The following is a 17,395-nucleotide window of genomic DNA, read 5'->3' as shown; positions in this document are numbered from 1 at the left end:
TCAGCCCTCCTGGGAGGCGGAGCCGGAGCCGGGGCCGGTACGAAGAGTCGTCAGGCCGTGTTCGATGAAGACGGGGACCAGGTCGCCGATGCGGTCGAAGCCGCGGCCGACCGTCTGGCCGAGGGTGTACCGGTAGTGGATGCCCTCCAGGATCACGGCGAGCTTGAACCACGCGAACGCCGTGTACCAGGACACCGCCGAGACGTCCCGGCCCGAGCGCGCCGCGTACCGCTCGACGATCTCGGCCGGATCCGGGTGCCCGGCGGCCGTCGCGGTCGTGGAGACGGGCGAGTCGGGCAGGGCCAGCGGCACGCTGTACATCACCAGCAGCCCCAGGTCGGTGAGCGGATCGCCGAGCGTGGACATCTCCCAGTCGAGGATGGCCCGGATCCGGTCGTCCTCGCCCAGCAGGACGTTGTCGAGGCGGTAGTCGCCGTGCACGACGGTCGCGGCGGGGGAGTGGGGGAGCTGTCGGCCGAGGGCCGCGTGCAGCTCGTCGATGCCGGACAGTTCGCGGTTGCGGGAGGCGTCCAGCTGCTTGCCCCAGCGCCGCAGTTGACGGTCGAGGAAGCCCTCCGGGCGCCCGAAGTCGGCGAGGCCCACCTCGGCCGGGTCCACCGCGTGCAGCTCGACGAGGGTGTCGACCAGGCCCAGCACGGCGGCCCGGGTGCGCTCCGGACCGAGCGGGGCGAGCTGCTCGGCGGTGCGGTAGGGGGTGCCCTCGACGAAGTCCATGACGTAGAAGGGCGCCCCGAGCACCTCCTCGTCGTCGCAGAGCAGCACGGGTCGCGGCACCGGTACGTCCGTCGGGTGCAGCGCGCTGATCACACGGTGCTCGCGCTTCATGTCGTGCGCGGTCGCCAGCACATGGCCGAGCGGCGGCCGCCGTACGACCCATCTCGCGGTGCCGTCCGTGACCTCGTACGTCAGGTTCGACCGTCCGCCCTCGATCAGCCGGCCGGTGAGCGGGCCGCCCACGAGTCCGGGCCGCTCGGTGTCGAGCAGGGCGCGGAGCCGGTCGAGGTCGAGACCTGGCGGGTGGTCTGGGTGCATCATCGCTCCTACGCGCGGTTTACCGGGACCGTACCCACTCATGATGCCGACCGGTCGGTATGTCGTCCAGTGGGTGAGGTGAAAGTGATCGGAGTCTCGACGGGATCCGGTCGACGGGATCCGGCCGGAAGCGGCCGGATCCCGCAGCGGAGAGTCACACGAGCGCCCGTGCCGTCACGCATGCGCCCGTGCCGTCACACGAGCGCCCGTGCCGTCACGCGTGGCAGGTCATCATCTCCCCGCCGTTCACGGTCGCCATGTCCATGAACCCGGCGAAGGGGTCCACGCCCTCGCCCTCCGGGTGCCCGTCCAGCTCGGCGTAGGCCCGGCGCAGGTTCGCCACCAGCCGCTCGCTCTCGCGCAGTTCGGCGAACTCCCCGAGGTCGGTCGCGAGCGCCGCCTCCAGCGGGGTGAGACCGGCCGCGTGGGACTTCTCGGCGACCTCGGCCACGAACCGGATGTACCGCTCGGCCCGGTCGAACGACGAGGGGTCGGTGACCGGCCCGTGCCCGGGTACGACGGTCTCGGCGCCCAGCTCCCGCAGCATCTCCAGCGCCCGGAGCGAACCGCTCAGCGAGCCCATCAGGAAGAACGGCGTCCCGCCCTCGAAGACCAGGTCCCCGGTGAAGACGATCCGGCGGTGCGGCACCCAGACGAAGGAGTCGCCCACGGTGTGCGAGATGCCCGGGTGGATCACCTCGACCTCGATGTCGTTGACATGGAGGGTCGTACGGTCCGTGAACGTGATGTCGGCGCCCAGGACGGGGACGTCCCCGTAGTCGGTCTGCGGCCACAGCAGATGGAGGTGCTGTCCGCTGGCCAGCGCCTCACGGCGGCAGGCCGCGTGCGAGACGATCGTGGCCGGCATGAACTCCTTGTTGCCGTACGTGTGGTCCCCGTGGTGATGGGTGTTGACCAGCAGCATCGGTGCCGGAACGGTCGTGTCCTCAAGGGCCCGGTACAGCGCGCGGGCGCGCCGCTGGGTCGCCGCCGTGTCCACGAGCAGGGTGCTGACGCCGTCGCTCACCCATCCGGCGTTGTTCAGACACCACCCGCCGTCCGGCTGCACATACGCGTACACATCGCTCGCGAGCTCGACGGTGTACGGCTCTTCTGCGGTCATGGTGAACCCCTTCATCCCCCCGGATCGTCGCCAACTGGTGGTCAGAGCCTGCCAGTCGACGACGATCCGGCGGAATCCGGGGGGTGTGTCAGTGATCGTCCCAGTGGCCGTCGTGGGCGGCGTGGCGGTGGCCGTCGTGCACATAGTCCACGTGGTCCCCGTGCGTGACCGCCTGGTGCCCGCAGTCCTCGCCGTGCTCGTGGGCGTGCCCGTCGTGCGCGGTGTGCTCGCTCGGCTCGCATTCGTCCCAGTGCCCGGAGTGCTCGCGGTGCAGATGCCCGTCGTGCGCGTAGTCGGTGTGGTCACCGTGCGACACGGCGACATGTCCGCAGGTCGGGCCGTGGTCGTGGTCGTGAACGGGGTGTTCCTGGTGCAGGAGGGTCATCGTGCTCACCTTCGGTGGGGTGGGGGTGACTTATCCAGGCTAGTCACAGAAGTCCCAGTTCTTCCTTTTAGAAACTCCATGCACACCCCAAGGCTTGCCCCTCAGAACACCACGGCCGCGCCGCACACCGCGAGGGCGATCACGCACAGGACGGCCACCGAGGCGGCCCGGGGCGCGAGGACGGACGGCCGGACGGCCGTCAGGGCGTCGATCCGGCGGTGGGCGAGCGCCAGGAGGCCCAGCCACAGCGCGGCGCACAGCGCGGCGGCCGTCACCCCCGTCGCCGACGGCCCGCCGTGCAGCGCGGACTTCCCGGCGAGTACGGCGACCACGGCCCCCGTGAGGGTCGTACGACGCCAGGCGAGCCGGGTGCGTTCGGGCTGGAGCCCGGGGTCGCGGCCGGGTGCCCCCGGGGCGGCGGGCGGCGGGATCACCCCTCCCACCCGAGCAGGACGACCGCGACCATCGCGACGGCGACCACGGCGACCACGAGGCTGAGCACCGCCGGGAAGCGGGACACCGGCAGGTCCTCCCCGCGCCGCATCGCCCGCTCGCAGCGCACCCAGTGGTTGACCGCCCGCAGCGCGCACAGCACCCCGGCGGCCAGCAGCGCGAGCGCGAGCCCGACCCGCCAGCCCCAGCGCAGGTCCGGCAGGAACTGGTCCACCGCGAAGCCGCCGCCGATGAGGGCGAGGGAGGTGCGCAGCCAGGCCAGGAAGGTCCGCTCATTGGCCAGGGAGAACCGGTAGTCCGGGGTCCGCCCCTCCTCCCGGACCCCCGCGGGAGCGAACCAGAGCCGGACGTTCCGCACAAATTCGATCACGTCCAGGACATTACCGGTCGCCCGCGGACCATCGACCGCCTGCCCTGAGCCGCTCGTACGCGGCCCTCCCGTCCGGCACCCACTCCCACTCGCCCAGCCGCCGCTCCACCTCGGCCTCCGTCAGGAAGTCGTGCCAGGCGACCTCCTCCACCTGGGGGCGCACCGGCAGCTCACAGCGGACCTCGTACACGGCCGACCACCAGCTGCCGCCGGCGCCGTCGTCGTACAGGAACTTGAACAGCGGCTCGGGGCGCGAGAGCCCCGAGACCCCCAGCTCCTCCTCCGCCTCGCGCAGCGCCGCGTCGTCGTAGGACTCGCCCGCGCCGACCACCCCGCCCACGAACATGTCGTACAGCGACGGGAAGACCAGCTTCGTGGCCGTCCGCCGATGCACGAACACCCGCCCGTCCCCATCCCTGACCAGCACGAACACGGCCCGATGCCGCATCCCCCGCGCATACACCTCACCCCGGGGTGCCTGCCCGATGACCTGGTCGTTCTCGTCCACGATGTCGAGGATCTCGTCGGAGGCGCTCATGGCCCCATCCAAGCAGGGGAGTGTTCGACCGCGGGCCCACGGCCCTTCCTGGCCGAAAAAGCAGGGGCGCAGCCCCGCTTTTTCAGGGGCGCGGGGAACTGCGCGAGAAGCCCCACCGGGCCCGCACCCGCTACACGACCCGAACCCCAGACCCCTCCCGCGCACCCCCGGCGGAGCCGCACGGCATGGCCGGATGCATCCCCAGCAGCACCACCCCCACCACAACCCCCGCCAGCCCCGCGGCCTCCCAGGCCAACGCCCCCGCGTCCATCCGCAGCCGATCCCCGAGAAACCCCACCCCGCACACGATCCCGGCCAGCGGCTGCGCCGCCGTCAGCGCAGGCAACGACATCCGCAGCGGCCCCGCCTCGAACGCGCTCTGCACGAGCAGCAGCCCGGTCACCCCGAGCAGCACCACCCCGTACGGCTGCCACGTGGTGAACAGCCCGCCCCAGCCGCTCTCGCCGAACACCTGCCCGCTGACCCGGGTGAGCGCGTCCTGGATGCCGTACAGGAGCCCGGCGGCCACCGCCAGGAGCACCGGCGCGGCGCTCAGCCGGGACCGCTTCGCGTACGCCGTGAGCAGCAGTGCGAGCCCCAGCATGACGCCGATGATCAGCCACTGCCGGAAGGGTCCGCCCACCGCGGCGCCGCCGTGAGGCTGTCCCGCGACGATGAACGCGGTAACACCGCCCGCGAGCAGCACCAGCCCCGCCCAGCCCTGGCGGCCCAGCGGCTGGCGGGTCTGCCGGCGGGAGAGGGCGAGCGCGAAGAGGAGGTTCGTGGCGAGGAGCGGTTCCACGAGGGTGACCTCGCCCTGGCTGAGCGCGACCGCGCCCAGGGCCATGCCGCACACCATCAGCCCGATCCCGCCGAGCCAGCGCGGCACCCGTATCAGGTCCAGCAGCAGCCGGGGCGAGAGGAAGTCGCTCAGCGGGGCGTGCGCGGCGGCCTGCTGCTGGAGCACGAAGCCGAAGCCCAGACAGCAGGCTGCGCTCACGGCGAGGATCAGGACGAGAACCGACACGGTTCGAGCACCTCTGACGATCAACAGGCGGCAAAACGGTCAATGTGTCTGTCCTCGGACTCTAACCACCCGGCCGTGGCCTGTCCGTAAGAGGAGACACATCTCCGCAGTTGACTAGGTCACTCCGGTACCGAAGGATCTGATGCCACAAAGCTGCTGACCGGCCAGTAACAAAGCGCTGGGCGGTATCCGGCCTGCCCCGGCACGCCCCGGCCGCCCGACCCGTTCCCGAGAGGACGTCCTCCATGTCGTACGACGCAGATGTGATCGTGATCGGGGCGGGCCTCGCCGGGCTCGCGGCGACCGCGGAGCTCGTCGACGCGGGCCGCAAGGTCATCCTGCTCGACCAGGAGCCGGAGCAGTCGATCGGCGGCCAGGCGCACTGGTCCTTCGGCGGACTCTTCTTCGTCGACTCGCCCGAGCAGCGCCGCCTGCGGATCAAGGACAGCCACGCCCTCGCCCTCCAGGACTGGATGGGCACGGCCGCCTTCGACCGCGAGGAGGACCACTGGCCGCGCAAATGGGCCGAGGCCTATGTGAACTTCGCGGCCACCGAGAAGCGGTCGTGGCTCCACCAGCAGGGCGTGCGGTTCTTCCCGGTGGTCGGCTGGGCCGAGCGCGGCGGCTACGACGCCAACGGCCACGGCAACTCGGTCCCCCGCTTCCACATCACCTGGGGCACCGGCCCCGGCCTCGTCGCCCCCTTCGAGCGGCGGGTGCGTGAGGGTGTGGCCCGGGGGCTGGTCCAGCTGAAGTTCCGGCACCGGGTGACCGGTCTGTCGCGCAGCGCGGGCGCCGTCGACACCGTCACCGGCGAGATCCTGGAGGCCTCGACGATCGAGCGCGGCCAGGCCAGCAGCCGCACGGGCACCGGCGCCTTCGAACTGAAGGCCCAGGCCGTGATCGTCACCTCCGGCGGCATCGGCGGCAACCACGACCTCGTCCGCGCCAACTGGCCCGAGCGGCTCGGCAACCCCCCGGAGAAGATGATCTCCGGGGTGCCCGCGCACGTCGACGGCCGGATGCTCGGCATCGCCGAGGAAGCGGGCGCCAACCTGATCAACCGCGACCGTATGTGGCACTACACCGAGGGCATCCAGAACTGGAACCCCATCTGGGAGAACCACGGCATCCGCGTCCTGCCCGGCCCGTCCTCGCTCTGGCTGGACGCCCGCGGCAAGCGACTGCCCGTGCCGCTCTTCCCGGGCTTCGACACCCTCGGCACCCTCGAACACATCATGAAGACCGGCTACGACTACACGTGGTTCGTCCTCGACCAGAAGATCATCGGCAAGGAGTTCGCCCTCTCCGGCTCCGAGCAGAACCCCGACCTCACCGGGAAGTCCGTCAAGGACGTCTTCATCCGGGCCCGCGCGGACGTCCCCGGCCCGGTGAAGGCCTTCATGGACCACGGCGTCGACTTCGTCGTCGAGAAGGACCTCGGCGCCCTGGTCCGCGGCATGAACGCGCTCACCAAGGAACCGCTGATCGACGAGGCCGAGCTGCGCCGCGAGATCGTCTCCCGGGACCGCGAGGTCGCCAACCCCTTCACCAAGGACCTCCAGGTCATGTCGATCCGGGGCGCCCGCAACTACCTCGGCGACAAGCTCATCCGCACCGCCACCCCGCACCGCATCCTCGACCCCAAGGCGGGCCCGCTGATCGCCGTCCGCCTGAACATCCTGACCCGCAAGACCCTCGGCGGCCTGGAGACCGACCTCTCCTCCCGTGTCCTCACCGACGGCGGCGACCCGCTGGAGGGCGTGTACGCGGCCGGTGAGGCGGCCGGCTTCGGCGGCGGCGGTGTGCACGGCTACCGCTCCCTGGAGGGCACGTTCCTCGGCGGCTGCCTCTTCTCCGGCCGTACGGCGGGCCGCGCGGCGGCGAAGGCGACGGGCTGAGCCCCGGCCCCGCCGGGGCTTACGGAACTCTGACGAATCTCCGCCGCCGCTGGCCGGACAGGGGCGGCGGATGGTCGAATCATTAGGTGAACCCTGAACATCCCGCGGCGCGGCAGGCGCCGCCGGAACCCCCCGAAGACGAAGACAGGCAACGGGAGCACGGCGCGCCCATCGGCCGCCGTGTCCTCCTCGGCACCCTCGGCCTCGGCGCCCTCGGCGTGGTCTCCGCGCCCGTCCTCCAGCGCGGCATGGAGGCGTTCCTCGGAGAGGCGGCCCAGAAGGACCCCACCGGTCTGACCGGTCTGCTCCCCAACGGCGGCGGCTTCCGCTACTACTCGGTGACGTCGTCCGTGCCCCGCAAGAACGCGGAGAACTACCGCCTGACCGTCGGCGGCCTGGTCGAAAGACGCACCTCCTACACCCTCGCCGACCTGCGGGCCCTCCCGCAGACCCGGATGGTCAAGGACGTCCAGTGCGTCACCGGCTGGCGGGTCCCGGACACCCCCTTCGAGGGCGTACGGCTCTCCGCGCTGCTGGACGCGGCCGGGGTGCGCTCCTCGGCGGGCGCGGTCCGGTTCACCTGCTTCGACGGGGCGTACAGCGAGAGCCTCACCCTGGAGCAGGCCCGCCGCGCGGACGTCCTGGTGGCGCTGCGGATGCGGGACAAGGACATCAGCCACAACCACGGCGGCCCGGTCCGGCTCTACGTGGCCCCCATGTACTTCTACAAGTCGGCCAAGTGGCTCTCCGGCATCGAGGTCACGAAGGAGGTCGAGCCCGGCTACTGGGAGGAACGGGGCTACGACATCGACGCCTGGGTCGGCCGATCGAACGGGCGGGACGATGAACCCACTACTTGACGAGCCCCCCGTGCGATCGGAGGCCCGCGTCCGGCGCTTCACCGCCGCCGAACGCTGGATCCACCGCACCACGGCCGCCCTGATGGGCGTCTGCGTGGTGACGGCGGCCTGTCTCTACGTCCCCGCCCTCGCCGAACTGGTCGGCCGCCGGGCCCTGGTGGTGACGGTCCACAAGTGGACGGGCCTGCTGCTGCCCCTGCCGGTCCTGGCGGGCCTCGCCTCCCGGGCCTTCCGCGCGGACCTCGGCCGGCTCAACCGCTGGGGCCCGCACGACCGCGTCTGGCTCCGCGCCGCCCGCCGCCGCACCCCCGGCGGCCGCCCCGCCGCCAAGTTCAACGCCGGCCAGAAGCTCTACGCCTCCTGGATCGCGGGCGCCACCCTCGTCATGCTCGCCACCGGTCTGATGATGTGGTTCACCCACCTCACCCCGCTGATGTGGCGCACCAGCGCGACCTTCGTCCACGACTGGCTGGCCCTGACCATCGGCATCGTCCTGGCCGGCCACATCGGCATGGCCCTGGGCGACCCGGAGGCCCGCCGGGGCCTGCGGACGGGCTCCGTGAGCAAGGAGTGGGCGGACAGAGAACATCCGCTGTGGCGGCCGTAGCGCCGGACACAGCGGATGCTCCCTCGGACAGGACCTGGTCCCGTACCGTCCGGATGACCAGCTAGATGATCAGCGACAGCAGCAGCACGATCGCCCCCGCCACCACCGAGATGATCGTCTCCATCACCGACCAGGTCTTGATGGTCTGGCCGACGGTCATCCCGAAGTACTCCTTCACCATCCAGAACCCGGCGTCGTTGACATGGCTGAAGAAGAGCGAGCCGGCGCCGATGGCGAGGACGAGAAGGGCCGTGTGGGTCGTCGACATGTCCGCGGCGAGCGGGGCCACCAGGCCGGCCGCCGAGATCGTCGCGACGGTCGCCGACCCCGTCGCCAGCCGGATGGCGACCGCGATCAGCCAGGCCAGGACGAGCGCGGGGATGGACCAGTCCTCGGAGATCTCCAGGATCATCCGCCCGACCCCGGAGTCGATCAGCGTCTGCTTGAAGCCGCCGCCCGCGCCGACGATCAGCAGGATGCCCGCGATCGGCGCGAGGGACTTCTCGACGGTCGACCCCAGCCGCTCCTTGGTGAACCCGGCCGCCCGCCCGAGCGTGAACATGCCCACGATCACCGCCGCGAGCAGCGCGATCAGCGGTGAGCCGGCCACGTCGAAGACCCGCTGCACCATGTTCTCGGGATCGTCGACGACGATGTCCACCAGCGCCTTGGCCAGCATCAGCACCACCGGCAGCAGCACGGTCGCGAGGGTCGCGCCGAACCCGGGCCGCTTCTCCAGCTCCTCCGAGGCGCGCGGGGGAATCATCCGCTCGGGCACCGGCACGTCCACCCAGCGGGCCGCGTACTTCGAGAACAGCGGCCCGGCGATGATCACGGTCGGTATCGCCACGACCAGGCCAAGCGCCAGCGTGACCCCCAGGTTGGCCCCCACGGCGTCGATCGCGACCAGCGGGCCGGGGTGCGGCGGGATCAGCCCGTGCATCACGGACAGACCGGCGAGGGCCGGGATGCCGATACGCATCAGCGAGTAGTTGCCGCGCTTGGCGACCATCAGCACGACCGGGATCAGCAGCACGATCCCGACCTCGAAGAACAGCGGCAGCCCGATCACGGAGGCGATCAGCACCATCGCCCAGGGCATCGCCCGCCCGCCGGCCTTCGCGAGGATCGTGTCGACGATCTCGTCGGCGCCCCCGGAGTCCGCCAGCAGCTTGCCGAGGATCGCACCCAGCGCGATGAGGACGCCCACCCCGGCCACGGTCGTCCCGAGCCCGGTGGTGAAGCTGGCGATCGCCTTGTCCAGCGGCGCCCCGGCGAACGCGCCCAGCGCGAGCGAGCCGATGGTCAGCGCCAGGAAGGCGTGCACCTTGAACCTGGTGATGAGCACGACGATCACGGCGATGCCCGCCAGTACGGCGATGCCCAGCTGCGCGTGCCCGGCCGAGGTGATCGGCTCGACGGGGTCCGCTGCCAGCAGCTCGACGTTGAGTCTGGTCACGGTGAATCCTTGAGTGGGGGAGAAGGGGAGGGAGGGGGAGAGGGTGGGACAGGGAGTTACGAGGCGGCCGGATCGAACTCCCGCAGCGCGGCGACCGCCCGCTCGGCGATCTCCTCGGGCGTGCCCGCCACACCGACCGTCACGCCCGCCTCGTCCGCCCGGAGCGGCTGCAGCGTGGCGAACTGGGAGTCGAGCAGCGCGGTGGGCATGAAGTGGCCCTGCCGGTGCGACATCCGGTCCTCGATGAGCGCGCGGTCCCCGGCGAGGTGCACGAAGACGACCCCGGGCGCGGCGGCCCGCAGCCGGTCCCGGTAGGCGCGCTTCAGCGCGGAACAGCTGACCACCCCGCCGAGTCCGTCCCGGCCGTGCGCCCAGGCCCCGATGGCGTCCAGCCACGGCCCCCGGTCCGCGTCGTCCAGCGGTGTTCCGGCCGACATCTTGGCGATGTTGGCCTCGGGGTGGAAGTCGTCGCCCTCGGCGTACGGAACGCCGAGCCGGGCAGCGAGCAGGGGGCCGATCGTGGTCTTGCCGGTCCCTGCCACGCCCATGACCACGACGACCTGAGGGGTACGCATCACTACCTCGCAGTGTTCGTCGACAACGGGGACGTCACCCGACGCCGACGACACTGAAACCCATTAGGTACGACTAATTCAAGCCCCGGACACAAATAAGTCTGACTTTTTCTTCACTCTCCGTTCCTCGTACCCTTCTCCCCATGACCACACCGGGCCGGGGGCTGCACGGCCGAGTACTCGACACCCTCGGACCGGCGATCACGGCGGGCGAGTACCCGCCCGCCAGCGTGCTGCGCACGGACGAACTCGCCCAGACCTTCGAGGTCTCCCGCTCGGTGATGCGCGAGGCGGTCCGCGTCCTGGAGTCCATGCACCTCGTCGAGTCCCGCCGCCGGGTCGGCGTCATCGTCCGCCCGTCCGCCGAGTGGAACGTCTACGACCCCCAGGTCATCCGCTGGCGCCTGGCCGGTACGGACCGCCCCCGGCAACTGCGCTCGCTGACCGTGCTCCGGGGCGCCGTCGAACCGATCGCCGCGGGTCTCGCCGCACACCACGCCACGGCCGAGCAGTGCGCCGCGATCACCGAGTGCGCCCTCGGCATGGTCGCCCACTCACGCGGCCACAAGCTGGAGGGCTACCTCCACCACGACGTCGCCTTCCACCGGCTGATCCTCGACGCCTCCGGCAACGAGATGTTCGCCCGCCTCGGCGACGTCGTCGAGGAGGTCCTCGCCGGCCGCACCCACCACGCCGTCATGTTCGACGACCCCGACCCCGCCGCCGTCACCCTCCACGTCCAGGTCGCCGAGGCCATCCGCGCACACGACGCCCCCCGCGCCGAGGAACTCACCCGCGAGATCACCGCGGGCGCCCTCCAGGAACTGGACATCCTGGCGCCCAACGGCCAGAGCCCGGCCGCCGGCTGACCCTCGGCCGGGCGCCGGTTCCTACAGCACGGGCAACCGGTCGTCGACCCCGGGCGACCGGCGCTCCTCCAGCCAGTACAGACACACCCGCAGGTCCGTCGCCAACCCGTCCGCGATGTACGCCTCGAAGTCCCCCACCGCCGCGACGATCCCCTGCCCCGACCGGGCGTCGCACTCCTCCCACTCACCGCGCCGCCCGCTCAGGTACTCCCGTTCAACCAGAGCCGGTCCTCCCAACGCCCCTCGAACGCCTCCCGGTCGTCGCCGAGGGACGTGAGCGGGTCGAAACAGCGGGTCACGACTCCAGGAACTCCCCGTCCACATACACCCAGGGCCCGTCCACCCGCTCGAACCGGCTCCGCTCGTGCATCGAGCCGCCCCGGAACGAGGCGCGGAAGGTGACCGTGCCGGTGGTGTGGAAGGGGGTGCCGTCGCGGGTGTCCAGGATCTCCAGGCCGGTCCAGCGCATCGTCGTGTCGAAGGCGACGTCGGCGGGCCGGGTCCGGGGGTGCCAGCTGCGGAGCAGATACGCCTCGTCGCGGACGACGAAGGCGCTGTACCGGGACCGCATCAGGGCCTCGGCGGTCGGCGCGGCGCCGCCGGAGTGGTACCGGCCGCAGCAGGCCTCGTACGCCTCGGGCAGCCCGCAGGGGCAGGTGCGCGGGGTCGGTGAGGAGACCCGGGAAGTCCCGCTCTTCGACCTGGCCTTGGAACTGCTGCGACGCGACGACATGCCCGCCATTGTGCCCGCCCCGCGCACCCGGTCCCGCACGAGCCCTCCCGGCCCTGCGGCTCCCGACCGCCCGCAGGGCCCTACGGCGAGCCCGCGTTCGTCGGCGGATACGTCGGGCGCGCCGGGAGCGCGGGCCCCTTCGGCACGGGCAGCGGCGGCAGCGCGGGCTCCCGCAGCCAGGCCCGGAACAGGTCGTCCAGCGGCTCTTCCGCGTAGCGCCCCGCGTGCGCGGTGAAGCCGGGCGTCGTCACCGCGCCCCCGCGATGGACGGTCGCCCAGCCGCGCAGCATCCGGAAGAACGCGTCGTCACCGAGCGCGCAGCGCACCGCGTGCACGGTCAACCCCCCGCGCTCGTAGAGCCGGTCGTCGAACATCAGCTTGCGGCCCGGGTCGGCCAGCCGCAGATCCTGGGGGAGCGCGGCGAGCTTCCGGTGCGCGGCGGCGGCCAGTTGATGCGCCGTGCGCCCTCCGGACCGCTCCGACCACAGCCACTCCGCGTACTTGGCGAACCCCTCGTTCAGCCAGATGTGCCGCCAGTCCGCGATGGACACGCTGTTCCCGAACCACTGGTGCGCCAGCTCGTGCGCCACCAGCCGCTCCGAACCCCGCGCCCCGTCCACATGGTTGGCGCCGAACAGCGACAACCCCTGTGCCTCGACGGGGACATCGAGCTCCTCCTCGGTCACCACCACCGCGTACTCCCCGAACGGGTACGGCCCGAAGAGCTCCTCGAACAGCTCCATCATCGCGGGCTGCCGCGCGAAGTCCCGGGAGAACTCGGTGAGCAGATGCGCCGGGATGTGCCCGTGCTGCGGTATGCCGCCGGGCCGCGGATCGCCCAGCAGCACCGTCTGGTACTTGCCGATCGACAGCCCGACCAGATAGCTCGACGTCGGCGCCGACTGCTCGTACACCCAGGTCGTCGTGGACGCCTTCGCCGTACGGGTGAGCAGCCGCCCGCCCGCCACCACCTGGTACGCCGACGGCGTCGTGACCGAGATCTGGTACGAGGCCTTGTCGGCGGGCCGGTCGTTGCACGGATACCAGGACGGCGCCCCCACCGGCTGGCTCGCCACCAGCGCCCCGTCGGTCAGCTCCTCCCAACCGAGGCCGCCCCAGGGGCTGTTCACCGGCTTGGGATTGCCCGACCACTGGACCTCGACCGTGAACGCCGCGCCCGGCCGGATCGGCTTCGCGGGCCGGATCCGCAGCCTGCCGCCCCGGTGCGTGTAGTGGGGCGCCCGCCCGTCCACCCGCACCCGGCCGATCTTGAAGTCGGCGAGGTTCAGCTGGAACTCGGCGAGCGCGACCCGGCCCGCTATGGCGTTGAGCCGCGCGGTGCCCGCCAGCCGGTTGGGCCCCGGCCGGTAGTCCACAGCCAGCTCGTACCGATGCACCCGGTAACGGGAATCGCCGTTCGCCGGGAAGTACGGGTCCGGACCCACTGACTGCTGAACCGCCACTGCCGCTTGCTCTCCCCGCTCCGCTCTCGTACGCCGTCCATCGTCCCCCGGCTCCCCGGACGCCGCACGAGCCGCGTTCAGCGGCGCCATGCCTCGATCGGGTTGCCCAGCCACCGGGTGTCGTCGGGAACGGACTCCGCGGCCATGACCAGCGACGCCGGACCCAGGGTGGTGCGGGCCCCGACCACGCTGCCGGGCAGGACGATTCCGCCCGGGCCCAAGGTGGCACCCTCACGGAGTTCAACAGTATCCGTCCGCAAGATCCGGTCGTGGAAGAGGTGGGTCTGCAAGACGCATCCCCGGTTCACCGTGGCCCCGTCCCCGAGCGTGACCAGGTCGGTCTCGGGTAGCCAATAACTCTCGATCCACACCCCCCTGCCGATCCGCGCCCCCAGCCCGCGCAGCCACACGTTCAGCACCGGCGTCCCCGGGACCGACCCGGCCAGCCACGGCACGGCCAGCACCTCCACGAAGGTGTCCGCCAGCTCGTTGCGCCACACGAAACCGCTCCACAGCGGATGCTCACCCGTCCGGTGCCGCCCCACGAGCAGCCACTTCGCGGCGACGGACACCCCACAGGCCAGCGCACCCACCCCGAGCAGCACGACCCCGCCCAGCGGCCACGCCCAGCCGTCCAGCGCGCTCAGCGCCGCCACCGTCAGCAGCGCGAGACCTGCCGAGCAGAACACCGGCACGATCCGGCACAGCTCCACCAGCGCCCGCGCCCACAGCAGCCGCGCCGGCGGCTCGTACGTCAGGCTCTGGTCGCCGTCCGCCACCGACCGGGGCAGCCGCACCGGCGGCAGCCCCAGATACGAGCTGCCCTTCTTGGCCTTCTTGGGCGTCGCCGACAGCACACCCACCAGACCGCCGTCCGGCACCGAACGGCCCGGCGCGGTCATCCCGGAGTTCCCGAGGAACGCCCGCCGCCCGATCTCCGCCCGCCCGATCCGCAGCCAGCCACCACCCAGCTCGTACGGCGCCGTCAGAGTGTCGTCCGCGAGGAACGCCCCGTCGCCGACCGTCGTCAGACTCGGCAGCGCAAGGACGGTCGACACTTCGGCGCCCTTTCCGATCCGCATCCCGAGCAGCCGCAGCCACACCGGTGTGACCAGCCCCGCGTACAGCGGGAACAGCGTCTGCCGCGACCGGTCCATCAGCTGTGTGACCGTCCACGCCTGCCAGCCGACCCGGCTGTGCGTCGCGTGCGTACCCTCCCGCAGCCCGAGGCTCAGCAGCCGTACGGCGACGAGCAGCAGCAGCGCGTACGCCGCCCCGAACGCCAGCGTGGCCGGCACCAGCCCGAGCGCCGCCCCCCGCATCGCCACGGCGAGCCCGGCGTCCGGGTCCACGAACAGACTCAGCACGGCCAGCGCGGCGGCCCCGGCGAGCACCGGCAGCGCGGTCAGCCCGACCCCGGTCACGCCGTACGACACCCGCCAGAACAAGCCACGCTGCGGCCGCTCCTTGGGCCAGTTCCGCTTCGCCTTGCCCAGCTTCACCGCCGGCGCCCCGGCCCAGCGCTGCCCCGTGGGGACCTGGCCGACCACCGCCGAGCCGGGCGCCACCTCGGCCCGCTTGCCGACCCGGGCCCCGGGCAGCAGCATGCTCCGCGTCCCGACCACCGCACCGGCGCCCACCTTGACGGACCCGATCTCCAGCCGGTCCCCGTCCAGCCAGTACCCGGAGAGGTCCACCTCGGACTCCACGGCCGCGCCCCGCCCGAGCTTCAGCATCCCGGTCACCGGCGGCAGCGCGTGCAGATCGACCTCGGCCCCGACCTTGGCGCCCAGGGCACGGGCGTACCGTTCCAGCCACACCCCGGTCAGCGAGGTCGCCCCGCTGAACTCGGCCAGCCGCTCCGCCGCCCACAGCCGCAGGTGCACCCGCCCGCCGCGCGCGTACCGTCCGGGCCCGACCCCGCGCAGCAGCAGCCGCGCACCGCCCGCCGCGATCGCCAGCCGACCCGGCGGCGTGTAGAAGAGGACCGCTCCGGCCGCCACGGCCCACCAGGACGCGGTCGGCAGCCAGGCGTACGGCGTCAGCAGATTCCCGAGCGCCGCCAGCGGAACGATCCAGCGCAGCCCGAGCAGCGTGAACAGCGGGACGAGCAGCGCCAGCTGCACGAGCCGCGCCCGCACGGGCACGGGTGCCACGTCCCGGCTGGGACCTTCCTCCCCGCCGGACGCCTCCAGATACCGGGCCAGCTTCCTGAGCGTGGGCCGCTGATAGATGTCGACCACCGCGACGCTCGGATACCGCGTCCGCAGCCGTGTCGTCAGCTGGGCGGCGCCCAGGCTGCCGCCGCCGATCGCGAAGAAGTCGTCCTGAGCGCTGCCGACCGGAACCCCCAGGACCTCGGCCCACTGCTCGGCGAGCCACGCCTCGGTCCCGTACAGCTCCTCCGCCGGCCCCGCGGTCTCCAGCTCCGCCAGCGGCCACGGCAGCGCGTCGCGGTCGACCTTCCCGGACGTCCGGGTCGGCAGCTCCGCCACCGGCGCCAGCAGCGGCACCAGCGCGGCCGGCAGCTCCGCCCACAGCTTCTCCACCGCCGCCGCCTGGTCCCAGCCGTCCTGGGTGACCACATAGCCGACGAGCAGCTGGTTCCCGCTCCGCGCGGTCCGAACGGCCGCCGCGGCGCCCGCGACGCCGGGCAGCGCCTGCAGCGCGGCGTCGACCTCGCCCAGCTCGATCCGCCGCCCGCCGAGCTTGATCTGCTCGTCGGCCCGCCCGAGGAAGACCAGCCCCTCGGGCTCGGCCTTCACCAGGTCACCACTGCGGTAGGCGCGCTCCCAGCCCAGCGACTCCAGCGGCGCGTACTTCTCCGCGTCCTTCTCGGCGTCGAGATACCGCGCGAGCCCCACACCGCCGATCACCAGCTGCCCGCTGCCGCCCATCGGCACGGGCTCCCCGGCCTCGTCGACGACGGCCAGCTCCCAGCCGTCGAGCGGCAGCCCGATCCGGATCGGCTCCTCACCGGACATCAGCGAGGCACAGGCGACGACGGTCGCCTCGGTCGGCCCGTAGGTGTTCCAGACCTCGCGGCCCTCCGTCACCAGCCGCTGCGCCAGCTCCGGCGGGCACGCCTCACCGCCGAAGATCAGCAGCCGTACGTCGTTGAGCGTCTCGGGCTCCCACAGCGCGGCCAGCGTCGGCACCGTCGACACGACGGTGATCTCCTGCTCGACCAGCCAGGGCCCCAGATCGGCGCCGCTCCTGACCTGGGCGCGCGGCACCGGCACCAGACAGGCGCCGTACCGCCAGGCCAGCCACATCTCCTCGCAGGACGCGTCGAAGGCCACGGAAAGACCGGCCATCACCCGGTCCCCGGGCGCGATCGGCTCCTCGGCCAGGAACAGCGCCGCCTCCGCGTCCACGAACGCGGCGGCGCTGCGGTGGCTGACGGCCACACCCTTGGGCCTGCCCGTCGACCCGGAGGTGAAGATGATCCACGCGTCGTGCTCGACCCCGGGCCGTGCGGCGGGGGAGTCGGACGCGCCGTGCACGGTCAGCTCGTGCCCGGCCCCGACGACGGCCCGTACCCCGGCCTCGCCGAACACCAGCTCGGCCCGCTCGTCGGGGTCCTCGGCGTCCACCGGTACGTACGCCGCCCCGGCGGCGAGCACCGCGAGGATGGCGACATACAGCTCGTTGGTGCCCGAGGGCACCCGCACGCCGACACGGTCCCCGAGCCCCACCCCGGCCGCGCCCAGCCGCCGCCGCAGCTGCTCCACCTCGACCGCCAGCGCGCGGTAGGTCAGCCGCCGCTTCCCGTCGTCCAGCGCGGGCTCGTCCGGATACGACCGCACCGACGCCTCGAAGACATCCACGAGCGTGCGCGGGGACGCCGCCGGACCGGCCGTGAACCGCGCCGCCCCGCCGAACCCCCCGGATCCCTCCGCCAGCTCCCCGTCGAGCAGCGTCAGGTCAGGACTCTCGTATACGGCGGCCATCGGATCCTCGCCTCTCGAACCCGGAC

The 17,395-nt window shown here is 72.3% G+C and carries 17 protein-coding genes; 4 read left to right on the top strand and 13 right to left on the bottom strand.

Annotated elements, in window-relative coordinates; genetic code table 11:
• The 7 genes from J8M51_RS13475 to J8M51_RS13445 form a co-directional block, all read right to left on the bottom strand.
• Entirely contained in the window at positions 1–1,053 is a 1,053-nt protein-coding gene (locus J8M51_RS13475; protein WP_086762446.1) for a phosphotransferase family protein, read from the bottom strand.
• 214 nt (positions 1,054–1,267) lie between these two features.
• Positions 1,268–2,176 carry an MBL fold metallo-hydrolase gene (locus tag J8M51_RS13470; RefSeq protein ID WP_086762448.1) on the bottom strand — a complete coding sequence of 303 codons (909 nt, stop codon included), beginning with the start codon at positions 2,174–2,176 and terminating at the stop codon, positions 1,268–1,270.
• Positions 2,177–2,264: 88 nt separating this feature from the next.
• Positions 2,265–2,561, bottom strand: coding sequence for a hypothetical protein (locus tag J8M51_RS13465; protein WP_086762432.1), 297 nt, complete (start codon positions 2,559–2,561; stop codon positions 2,265–2,267).
• A gap of 101 nt (positions 2,562–2,662) precedes the next feature.
• Entirely contained in the window at positions 2,663–2,995 is a 333-nt protein-coding gene (locus J8M51_RS13460) for a DUF202 domain-containing protein (RefSeq protein ID WP_086762434.1), read from the bottom strand.
• Positions 2,992–3,384 carry a YidH family protein gene (locus J8M51_RS13455; RefSeq protein WP_086762436.1) on the bottom strand — a complete coding sequence of 131 codons (393 nt, stop codon included), beginning with the start codon at positions 3,382–3,384 and terminating at the stop codon, positions 2,992–2,994. The genes J8M51_RS13460 and J8M51_RS13455 overlap by 4 nt, the downstream gene beginning before the upstream one ends.
• Positions 3,385–3,394: 10 nt before the next feature.
• A complete protein-coding gene (locus tag J8M51_RS13450) occupies positions 3,395–3,922 on the bottom strand; it encodes an NUDIX hydrolase (protein ID WP_086762439.1) in 528 nt (175 codons plus the stop codon).
• A gap of 130 nt (positions 3,923–4,052) precedes the next feature.
• Positions 4,053–4,949 carry a DMT family transporter gene (locus J8M51_RS13445; RefSeq protein WP_267299186.1) on the bottom strand — a complete coding sequence of 299 codons (897 nt, stop codon included), beginning with the start codon at positions 4,947–4,949 and terminating at the stop codon, positions 4,053–4,055.
• Positions 4,950–5,194: 245 nt separating this feature from the next.
• On the opposite strand from J8M51_RS13445, the gene J8M51_RS13440 reads away from it, so the two are divergent.
• From J8M51_RS13440 to J8M51_RS13430, 3 genes are all read left to right on the top strand, one after another.
• The gene (locus tag J8M51_RS13440) at positions 5,195–6,850 is read left to right on the top strand and encodes an FAD-binding dehydrogenase (RefSeq protein WP_086759454.1); all 1,656 of its coding nucleotides are present in this window, start codon (positions 5,195–5,197) and stop codon (positions 6,848–6,850) included.
• An 86-nt stretch (positions 6,851–6,936) separates the two neighbouring features.
• Complete coding sequence (locus J8M51_RS13435) at positions 6,937–7,710, top strand: molybdopterin-dependent oxidoreductase (RefSeq protein ID WP_086759452.1); 774 nt, start codon at positions 6,937–6,939, stop codon at positions 7,708–7,710.
• Positions 7,694–8,317, top strand: coding sequence for a cytochrome b/b6 domain-containing protein (locus J8M51_RS13430; RefSeq protein WP_267299185.1), 624 nt, complete (start codon positions 7,694–7,696; stop codon positions 8,315–8,317). Before J8M51_RS13435 ends, J8M51_RS13430 begins: the two co-directional genes overlap by 17 nt.
• A 61-nt stretch (positions 8,318–8,378) precedes the next feature.
• Here the strand turns inward: J8M51_RS13430 and J8M51_RS13425 are convergent, their stop codons facing one another.
• Positions 8,379–9,776, bottom strand: coding sequence for a GntP family permease (locus J8M51_RS13425; protein ID WP_216590079.1), 1,398 nt, complete (start codon positions 9,774–9,776; stop codon positions 8,379–8,381).
• A 56-nt stretch (positions 9,777–9,832) separates the two neighbouring features.
• A complete protein-coding gene (locus J8M51_RS13420) occupies positions 9,833–10,351 on the bottom strand; it encodes a gluconokinase (protein ID WP_216590080.1) in 519 nt (172 codons plus the stop codon).
• Between the two features lie 143 nt (positions 10,352–10,494).
• On the opposite strand from J8M51_RS13420, the gene J8M51_RS13415 reads away from it, so the two are divergent.
• A complete protein-coding gene (locus J8M51_RS13415; RefSeq protein ID WP_086760331.1) occupies positions 10,495–11,220 on the top strand; it encodes a FadR/GntR family transcriptional regulator in 726 nt (241 codons plus the stop codon).
• Positions 11,221–11,241: 21 nt separating this feature from the next.
• On the opposite strand, the gene J8M51_RS13410 is transcribed toward J8M51_RS13415, so the two are convergent.
• The 4 genes from J8M51_RS13410 to J8M51_RS13395 all read right to left on the bottom strand — a co-directional run bounded on the left by J8M51_RS13410 (position 11,242) and on the right by J8M51_RS13395 (position 17,369).
• On the bottom strand, positions 11,242–11,457 hold the full coding sequence (locus J8M51_RS13410) for a hypothetical protein (protein ID WP_086760333.1): 216 nt from the start codon (positions 11,455–11,457) through the stop codon (positions 11,242–11,244).
• 58 nt (positions 11,458–11,515) lie between these two features.
• Positions 11,516–11,953: a YchJ family protein gene (locus J8M51_RS13405; RefSeq protein WP_256965848.1), complete on the bottom strand. Its 438-nt coding sequence runs from the start codon at positions 11,951–11,953 to the stop codon at positions 11,516–11,518.
• Positions 11,954–12,033: 80 nt separating this feature from the next.
• Entirely contained in the window at positions 12,034–13,416 is a 1,383-nt protein-coding gene (locus J8M51_RS13400) for a M1 family metallopeptidase (RefSeq protein ID WP_086760335.1), read from the bottom strand.
• Positions 13,417–13,493: 77 nt separating this feature from the next.
• Positions 13,494–17,369: a Pls/PosA family non-ribosomal peptide synthetase gene (locus J8M51_RS13395; protein WP_267299184.1), complete on the bottom strand. Its 3,876-nt coding sequence runs from the start codon at positions 17,367–17,369 to the stop codon at positions 13,494–13,496.
• Between the last annotated feature and the right edge of the window lie 26 nt (positions 17,370–17,395).

The organism is Streptomyces griseiscabiei, assembly GCF_020010925.1.
Classification (GTDB): Bacteria; Actinomycetota; Actinomycetes; order Streptomycetales; family Streptomycetaceae; genus Streptomyces; species Streptomyces griseiscabiei.
Note: the sequence above shows the minus strand (reverse complement) of the source record. Positions and strands in the feature narration are given on the sequence as shown.